The 6,768-nt window shown below is 53.1% G+C and carries 7 protein-coding genes; 3 read left to right on the top strand and 4 right to left on the bottom strand.

Annotated elements, in window-relative coordinates; all coding sequences use genetic code 11:
• Positions 1 to 341: 341 nt before the first annotated feature.
• A complete protein-coding gene (locus tag ACH2EH_RS01250; RefSeq protein ID WP_395138033.1) occupies positions 342 to 731 on the top strand; it encodes a hypothetical protein in 390 nt (129 codons plus the stop codon).
• Positions 732 to 1,005: 274 nt separating this feature from the next.
• The gene (locus ACH2EH_RS01245) at positions 1,006 to 1,404 is read left to right on the top strand and encodes a hypothetical protein (RefSeq protein WP_395138029.1); all 399 of its coding nucleotides are present in this window, start codon (positions 1,006 to 1,008) and stop codon (positions 1,402 to 1,404) included.
• A 138-nt stretch (positions 1,405 to 1,542) separates the two neighbouring features.
• Here ACH2EH_RS01245 and ACH2EH_RS01240 read toward each other — a convergent pair whose 3' ends face one another.
• Together ACH2EH_RS01240 and ACH2EH_RS01235 are read right to left on the bottom strand one after the other, a co-directional pair.
• Positions 1,543 to 3,099, bottom strand: coding sequence for an ankyrin repeat domain-containing protein (locus tag ACH2EH_RS01240; protein WP_395138026.1), 1,557 nt, complete (start codon positions 3,097 to 3,099; stop codon positions 1,543 to 1,545).
• 106 nt (positions 3,100 to 3,205) lie between these two features.
• The gene (locus tag ACH2EH_RS01235) at positions 3,206 to 3,391 is read right to left on the bottom strand and encodes a hypothetical protein (RefSeq protein WP_395138024.1); all 186 of its coding nucleotides are present in this window, start codon (positions 3,389 to 3,391) and stop codon (positions 3,206 to 3,208) included.
• A gap of 458 nt (positions 3,392 to 3,849) precedes the next feature.
• On the opposite strand from ACH2EH_RS01235, the gene ACH2EH_RS01230 reads away from it, so the two are divergent.
• Positions 3,850 to 4,989 carry a carboxypeptidase-like regulatory domain-containing protein gene (locus tag ACH2EH_RS01230; protein ID WP_395138021.1) on the top strand — a complete coding sequence of 380 codons (1,140 nt, stop codon included), beginning with the start codon at positions 3,850 to 3,852 and terminating at the stop codon, positions 4,987 to 4,989.
• 330 nt (positions 4,990 to 5,319) lie between these two features.
• Here the strand turns inward: ACH2EH_RS01230 and ACH2EH_RS01225 are convergent, their stop codons facing one another.
• Both ACH2EH_RS01225 and ACH2EH_RS01220 read right to left on the bottom strand, forming a co-directional pair.
• Positions 5,320 to 5,445 carry a hypothetical protein gene (locus tag ACH2EH_RS01225; RefSeq protein ID WP_395138019.1) on the bottom strand — a complete coding sequence of 42 codons (126 nt, stop codon included), beginning with the start codon at positions 5,443 to 5,445 and terminating at the stop codon, positions 5,320 to 5,322.
• Positions 5,446 to 6,137: 692 nt separating this feature from the next.
• The gene (locus tag ACH2EH_RS01220; RefSeq protein ID WP_395138017.1) at positions 6,138 to 6,488 is read right to left on the bottom strand and encodes a hypothetical protein; all 351 of its coding nucleotides are present in this window, start codon (positions 6,486 to 6,488) and stop codon (positions 6,138 to 6,140) included.
• Between the last annotated feature and the right edge of the window lie 280 nt (positions 6,489 to 6,768).

The following is a 6,768-nucleotide window of genomic DNA, read 5'->3' as shown; positions in this document are numbered from 1 at the left end:
ATTCTCCCGCCTTCCCTTCCTCGTCCGATGACTCTCGTTATGTTGCATCCAGCCAGGGGCTATGTTGCTGTGCGGGATCTTTTGAGACAAATAGGTTAGGTCTTTTGTCTCAGGCGCGCAAGGTAGTCCAGTGGTAACCTACTCATACGAACCAGCATCAGGACGAATCTCCTCCACGGGAATAGCGGAAGGCCGGTGACGCCCTATCTGGTCTCCTGCACCTGCCAGCGGTTGTCGCCGAAGCCGATGATAGGTTCAGTCCGATGGCCCCGTGGGAGCAAATCGTTTCGATTACCCTAGGCCGAATCTGTCGTGGTCTCAAGGCGCGGAAAGCGACAATCTTGATGAGTTTCTACATACGTCGTGACAGATTGTGGGCACTGCTCACAGCAATCTTTGTCACGGGTCTTGTTTTTGGATTTCTTGGCAGAGAACGTGCAATCGCCAGTGAGAGACTATCCTACCAATCGAGCATACTGGCGAAAATTGCACGAGACGCGATGCTTTATCGGGCGACGCCACAACGGATCGCTGACAAGGTGAAAACAGAGTTGAAGACATCCGTAGATTTCGGTTTCTCTCATCAGAATGCTCAGGAGGCGGTCGTTGTTATGCCTGACGAGACTGGCTTTCTCGGTCTCGGAGGGCGCTGGATTCTGCACCTGCAAGTAGGAAATGATGGCCGTTGTGAACAGGCATGGTTGGAGATGCAACCTGTGGGTTGTCCCTAAGAAAAGCCAGCAGCCCCAGAATGGCAGTAATGGAGCAGTGACAGACGGGGGCTAAGTCCTCACAGGGTTACTGCCCGTCTCGACAGTTACCTAAAATTTGGGATGACTCTACGCATCGCACCAGCTCGCTATCAGTGGGGGAGTTGTGGAGTGAAGCGATGATGCTTAAGAACCTCTCGCCACTTGTGCCCCGTTTCCTGTACCATGTGCTATGCAACGCCAGCAGGAGAAAGAACCCGCCACCAGGCCGAGGCCACAGAAGCCCCGTTGATCCGTGGGGGAGCTGCTGGTAGGCTGGTTTCTGCTGGTGTGCGGCGCGGTTGCCGTGGTCGCTACTGTGACTCAAGTGACTGAGTATCTGCGTCATGGCGAAGGGGCGTTTTTCCTTGTCTTTACCCTGCTTTCGCTCCAAAGTAACTGTTGCCTTCTGGGTGGTTTGTCTTCCCTACTAAGGTATCATGCTGTCGCTCGTTGGCTGCTCACTGCTGGTGCGCTCTGCTCAGTGGGGATGGCTTTGTGGTTAGGCTATGACTATTACTTATCAAGGCATTATCCTCAACCTCCTGGTTCACTAATCGAAATTACTCTTTTTGCGTTTGCCTTCCTCGCCTTTGCTGGCCTCTTGTACTTCCTGGGCTGGTGGCTAGGCCGTCAGGAAGACAGCGAGGCGTGAGGGGAGTTGGCATAAAACTCTAGTTTCTCGCCACCGTCGGAAAGCCGATTTTTGTCGAGGGAGCTGGCTCCGAATTTCGGGAGGGTTTTTCGCCAGGGTAAAACGGGGCGATTCTAAACTCGTTTCTCTTCAATGGATCTATTTGCCCGTAGCAACTTTGACAGCTTCCAAAAGCGCTTGAGCCTTCGCTAACCCCCCAGCGAGGGCAAAATCTCGGAGACTCTCACTCACCCTTGAATTATAGGAAGAGTCGTTTTCAGTGGACGATCCGTCGTACTGAGCGTAGCGCGTCCATCGCTCAACCTCCGCCTCGGCGTAGCCAATCAGGGTGTTACCTGTCGGGTCTGGTAGTCTTGGGTTCGCTCCTGCCTCCAAGAGCGCCACGACACACTCCAGAGCACCGTTGCTGGCCGCAAGGTGCAGTGGTGTCTGGCCGTAGCCATCTAGCGGGTCAGGCTCTGCCCCAAGCTCCAGCAGCGTCCGCACCGCCGTTTGATTTGCCCAGTCTCCCCCCGTCGCTTTGTGCAGAGGAGTTCTGCCCTCACTGTCGCGAGCATCCATCGAGAAGCCTGCACGAACGAGTGAGCGGATGATCTGAGCACAAGCCAGGTTCGTTTCTTCCTCCTGGTACTCGCCTTGCCAGCAGATGCTATGCAGGGGTGAACACATGCAGCTTGACTCGTCAGATGCGCCATGTTGGAGCAGATAGTCCACGACATGGGCGCTGTGCCGAAACGCCGCAGAGTCCAGACGGAACTCCCCCTTGAAGTTCCTATCGAGAGTAGCCCCCGCTTCCAGTAGCACATCGGCGACGGCAAAAGCGTCCGATTTCCCCATTGCCTGCTCTGTGTCCGCCGTTTCTAACACCTTGCCCAAAACGTCTTCATACCAGTCGTGTGCATCTACCCGCGCTCCCGCCGCGATGAGTAAACGAGCCACTTCGGAAGAGCCTGCACTCGCCAAAGCTGTCTCCCCCTCCTCTCCCCAACGGTCATGCGCGGACTGGACATGCTGATCCATGAGTGCCCCGACATCGATACCTGCCGTGGAGGCCAGCTCGGAAGCGACAGGAGGTAGTTCGATCTGGTTTAACGCCACCTGAAAACTTCCTGTTTTACAAACCTCATTGGCATCTGCGCCCGCATCGAGGAGGAGCTGCACACACTCCGCAGACCCCGACTTGGCAGCAGCGAACAACGGAATCTGCCCCGTCCATCTCTGCCCAGAGGTGCAGTACGTGATCAGGAAGGCTCCCCGCTCCAGAAGCAAGCGAACCCGTGCAGGGTCGCCCGCCCGACACGCTTGCACGAGGAGAGAAACACCGTTTGAAGCCGACTCATTGGGATCGAGTCCCAAATCAAGCAGAATCAGAAGGCGCTCCACTTGGTCAGGAAGAATGGGATCGTCATCGTACGACTCTCCCCCAGCTGCATACCAAGCCGCTGTCACTCCATGCCACCCACAGAGTGTGTGAGGAGATGCCCCGTGGGCGAGGAGCCACTCGACAGTGGCTTTCGTCTCTGCGTCCGTTGAGCTGGCCGCGACCATCAAGGGGGTCGCTCCATTCCGATTCCCTGACTCCAGGTCCGCTCCATCTGCAAGGAGCTGCTCAAGCTGCGCGATGTCTCCCAGCCGCGCCGCCCGGTGCAGTGCGGGCTCGGATGCCTCCTGAGGAACAGGCTCCACGTTTTCCATGGGGTAGTCTATCGTCTTACTCGTCTTTACAGCGTCTTTCGTCTATATCTTGCCCCTGTCCGATAAGCCCACTTATGTTTCCTTTTGGGACACATGCTATAGAACTCTAGTTTCCGGTGACTGAGGGGATCTTGGTTTGTCGCCGCTGGCGGCGAGAAGCTAAGATCCCCTTGGGCAAGTGCTCACGAACCGATGCTTTTCGACGAACTCTGGGGCTCACCCCCACAAGTTTATCAAAATCAAGCATGACCGCACCCCGCAGAGCACGGGTGAAGCGTCCCGGAGTGGGCACAGGACACCTGTCCCAGAAACCCATCGCTCGCGCAGGTCAAGCAAAGTTCAGGAAGGCGGTACGTGAAAGCTTCCGACTTTCTTGAGTTTAGCGACTATGCCCAACTCAATGCCAGGAAGTGCTGGCTGCGCTTGATGGTAGTTCAGACGAAAACAGAGGCAACCTTGAGAAGAAATGTGTATAAGAGTAGTGGTTTGTATAAGACTAGTAGCTTAGGAAATTCACGTTTGGACTAATTTGGCTATGAAAACCGCATTTGAAGTTGGCGTCGTCGAGGGGGGAGTTGGGCGCTCCGATTCCCAGAGTAATTTCTGCCATGTTGGCACAACGGCCCCGCTGTACCCAAGTGCCACATAATTGCCTATCCCCTTCGACACCCAGATTGCCCCTCTACCAAACAGTCCAACAGTTCCCTCCAAAGGCACAAGTTAGTCTAAACGCGAATTAGGAAACAAGTAATGACGATTCTCACTCCTTTAGTTTGTCTTATTGCTTCGATCGCCGTGCCTGACGGTGTACGGGACACTCTCTCTGGCAGCGTCTTGGACTCGCTCTCGGGTAAACCGCTCGCCAATGTGACGGTCGCACTCCAGGACAAGGCAGGGAAAATCCTCGCCTGGGCAAAGACGGATGCTGAAGGTAAGTACGCTCTAAGGACAGATACGCTGAGTGCTCTACAGCTTCGTCCCTCACGCCACCGCGGGTTCCTGGAGAAGGTTGTCCGTGGGGCAGGCCAAGTGGTCACGTTGCCTGTCAAAGTCGTGGTTGGTGCCGTTAAGCAGGTTGATCCGGTAGGGATGGCGAAGGCAGGAATTATCTCCTCCGTGACCGCCAATCCCGCACCGCTCACTGCGCAAGTTGTCGCGACAGTCGGGAAAAGCGCCACGGATCAGACGACTAGCAAGCTGCGTGAAAATATGGCCAAGACCCTCCTAGGTGAGCGTCAGTCAACTCCGAAGGAAAAACGCAGCACGATGGTACCCGGGGAGGTCTTTCTTTTAGTGGTGGCTCCTGGATTCAAGGACCTCAAAGATAAGGTCGGTGCCTACTGGCTGGAGTCCACGGCGCGCGGAGTCGAGGCTTGGCTTGAGACTGTCAAGCTCGCACCCACGACGGAAGCTAAGAAAGTAAGTGAGGTAGAAAACGGCGCTGTCCTCCTAGCCGATGGTAAAGTCGAGCCCTCCGTAGCCGTTGCGGGAGCGACGGTGACTCTGTCTGTCAAGCTCCTCACCCCCACTGCAATGCCAATGACAGCAGCAATGGTGCCCCTGAAGATCCGCATCTTCGCCCGCGAGGACAATAAGAGAACCGTGATCGAACTGAAGGCTAAGGAGGGAAACCCTGGGATTTTTACGGGCACGATGACCCTCGCAGCGAACCTCCCAGCAGGTGACACACGGATTAGCCTTCTGGGGTTGCGTGCCGAGCCGATCGGAGTTAGCATCAAGGACACTAAAACCGATCCCTTACTCGCCTTCGCTCAAGAGTTTGACCGATTCGACGTGGATAGAGCTTACGAGTTCGACCTGCGCATTATGGCAAGTGAAAACCGGCTGGATCTGCCCTTAACCGTTCTGGCCGCGAATAAGACTCCGTGACCCAGTGTGTTTAAATCACGCACTTGCCCCCTTCATGGGGCTCCTCGCTGTCTCCGATCCCTTGAGAAAAATGATTCTGAAATCGAGGGAACCTTGGGGCTGTGGGTTCATATGACTACAGCAAGAGGATCGCGCAGAGCGAGGCGACGAATCTCAAAAAGAATCGTAAGCCAACCACGCGATCCTCTACCTCTCTGCCCTCTCGGTGCTAGAGAGAAACCAATGGTGATGGATCGATCCATCATTTCCCAGGCCGAGGAGCATCTCCTCGGCCTGGTGCATTGGTGCCTCCCCACGCCACCACCTAAGCAGCAACATGGAGCCTAGTTGTCAGTGCCTCAGTGCCTGACGATGGGCATCGGGGGCGTTGGGGTTCGCCCCAGCCTTGAGGAGTGTCTGCACTGCCATAACGTCGCTCTTACGCGCCGCGCGCCGTAGGTCATCGTCCTGGTTCATGGGTTTCTTCCTTACTGCAAATTTCGGCCACTTCTTTCTCTTCCCTCCCCTCGGCCGATAAGTCTGCTTATGGTACCCCTGCTCGGAGATTTCCAGTGAGACAATACTGAGACGAGAGAAACACGCTAGGATTCCCATTCCCAGCCATTATGATCCTCGATACGTTCTCCTGGCCTCTGGTAGCTCCTCAGAAGGTCTATACTGCTCTTTACTATTCCTGGTTTCTCTGTGGCACCAGGGACCGTTTTCGCCGTATACTATATTCATAGTCACGTAGGAAACTACGGATTAAAGCGATCCACTCCAACGGGAGTGAGGTCGTTTTTTTGTTTTGTGCCCCTACTCATCCGCCTGCACCCCTCTTTTTAGGCTACCAAAAAAGCGTAGGTTGTGGATTACCAAACTCAAGTCCTCTTACGTTTTTTAGTACGAAGATTAGGTAGACGGGTTTTCTGCACAAACAAGGCAGGGGGTGTAAGGGAGCGGGCGGCGCAGCTCGCTCCCCACCAAGGTGCCACCAGACATACCAAGAAACGGGTCGTTAAAATGACCACTGCGTCCGGCATCAGATTTGAAAATCGAAGGCATCTCCTAGAAATACGGAACTGGTAAGCCGAGGATCTCCCCTCCAGGTTTGGCTCCACCAAGTTTCATCAAACTCGCTTATGAGCAGTTCTAAACGGCATTTAACATCAAGTATAAAAAATTTTTAAAATAATTTTTTTGTTATGTCCATCATAAAAAATAACTATTGCCTCACTTGAAAAACCTAAAATATAAACATCACATTTTTTAAATATTGGAAACTCTTCATCACTAATGCGATAGCCCTTATTTTTTAGAAAATTTACCAAATTTTCTATATCGTTAAAACATTTTAATGGTTCGCCTATCCGTGCATTAATTTCGCTCTTATTAAATTCATTAATAACCGTTATGAATTTCTTTCTGTTATTTCTTTCGTTGTTAATAATAAAAAAGATAATCGAAATGGCACATAACGTACCTATTATTAATAAAAATGCCTCCTGGTATTTTCTCAACGTTTATCACTCCTTATTTGTCTACGTGAATCCATTCGTTTAACGGTTTGCACAGCGAAGATTGGCAACCTTCTTTGCATGCTATTTCACGAACAAGAACTCCACCTTTTCCAACTGTCACACCTATACCGATTCCTTTAAGACAGGAATTGGTATCCCCTACAGGAGAGGAACGGTATTCTTGAGACCATTCCATGAACCACTGTGCTAACAGAGCTGCTGTAGCCCCAATACCAAATCGCCTGGGTAGGCATGTTGTTAGTGAACAGCACCAGATCGG

The organism is Armatimonas sp. (assembly GCF_043760365.1).
Taxonomy (GTDB): Bacteria; Armatimonadota; Armatimonadia; order Armatimonadales; family Armatimonadaceae; genus Armatimonas.
Note: the sequence above shows the minus strand (reverse complement) of the source record. Positions and strands in the feature narration are given on the sequence as shown.

What these genes read in the sequence shown, in the direction of transcription:
- ACH2EH_RS01225 (WP_395138019.1), bottom strand. Translation starts at nt 5,445, where the DNA reads ATGAACCAGGACGATGACCTACGGCGCGCGGCGCGTAAGAGCGACGTT.
- ACH2EH_RS01240 (WP_395138026.1), bottom strand. Translation starts at nt 3,099, where the DNA reads ATGGAAAACGTGGAGCCTGTTCCTCAGGAGGCATCCGAGCCCGCACTG.
- ACH2EH_RS01230 (WP_395138021.1), top strand. Translation starts at nt 3,850, where the DNA reads ATGACGATTCTCACTCCTTTAGTTTGTCTTATTGCTTCGATCGCCGTG.